This is a genomic window from Vibrio sp. 1CM7H (assembly GCF_023161645.1).
In the GTDB taxonomy this organism is placed as follows: Bacteria; Pseudomonadota; Gammaproteobacteria; order Enterobacterales; family Vibrionaceae; genus Vibrio; species Vibrio diabolicus.
This window is the reverse complement of the sequence record NZ_JALNTV010000026.1, coordinates 1-1,101: the sequence shown is the minus strand read 5'-3', so window position 1 is coordinate 1,101 and position 1,101 is coordinate 1. Positions and strand designations below refer to the sequence as shown.

The window sequence follows — 1,101 nt, the reverse complement described above, 5'->3', positions numbered from 1 at the left end:
GTTAATACGTCCTTCATCGCCTCTGACTGCCAAGGCATCCACCGTGTACGCTTAGTCACTTAACCATACAACCCGAAGGAGTTTCGAATTGAAGTTAAACAACCAAAGTTGTCTCTCATTATTTGAATGAGCGAGAGACATATCGATTTTGCCGGACTCAAATTCCAAGAACACTTGAATGTGTTTTTAGTTGTATTCAAATACATGAATACTTTGAGAACTTTACAAACAACAATAAATTGTTGTTTTGTCAGCTTTCCAAATTGTTAAAGAGCTAGATTTTCTGATGAAAACCATTTTTAAAGATTCTTTTTCAAGAACACTTAAAGATGGTGGAGCTATGCGGGATCGAACCGCAGACCTCCTGCGTGCAAGGCAGGCGCTCTCCCAGCTGAGCTATAGCCCCATCAAGGTGTGTCGATACTGTATACCAATTCCTTGGGAAGGAAATTGGTGGGTCTGAGTGGACTCGAACCACCGACCTCTCGCTTATCAGGCGAACGCTCTAACCACCTGAGCTACAGACCCAGTATCGTCTCTTTACTTTATAAACCGTATCAATCTGTGTGAACACTCATCGCAATAATCATCGTATAAGGAGGTGATCCAGCGCCAGGTTCCCCTAGCGCTACCTTGTTACGACTTCACCCCAGTCATGAACCACAAAGTGGTAAGCGTCCCCCCGAAGGTTAAACTACCTACTTCTTTTGCAGCCCACTCCCATGGTGTGACGGGCGGTGTGTACAAGGCCCGGGAACGTATTCACCGTGGCATTCTGATCCACGATTACTAGCGATTCCGACTTCATGGAGTCGAGTTGCAGACTCCAATCCGGACTACGACGCACTTTTTGGGATTCGCTCACTCTCGCAAGTTGGCCGCCCTCTGTATGCGCCATTGTAGCACGTGTGTAGCCCTACTCGTAAGGGCCATGATGACTTGACGTCGTCCCCACCTTCCTCCGGTTTATCACCGGCAGTCTCCCTGGAGTTCCCGACATTACTCGCTGGCAAACAAGGATAAGGGTTGCGCTCGTTGCGGGACTTAACCCAACATTTCACAACACGAGCTGACGACAGCCATGCAGCACCTGTCTCAGAG

The 1,101-nt window shown here is 48.0% G+C and carries 2 tRNA genes and 1 rRNA gene; all 3 read right to left on the bottom strand.

The features are described 5' to 3' along the window. Positions 1–330 precede the first annotated feature (330 nt). Positions 331–406: transfer RNA gene (locus MSG33_RS23465), tRNA-Ala, on the bottom strand. A 45-nt stretch (positions 407–451) separates the two neighbouring features. Further along, positions 452–528: transfer RNA gene (locus MSG33_RS23460), tRNA-Ile, on the bottom strand. A gap of 66 nt (positions 529–594) precedes the next feature. Then, positions 595–1,101, bottom strand: a 16S ribosomal RNA gene (locus tag MSG33_RS23455); the annotation flags it as partial.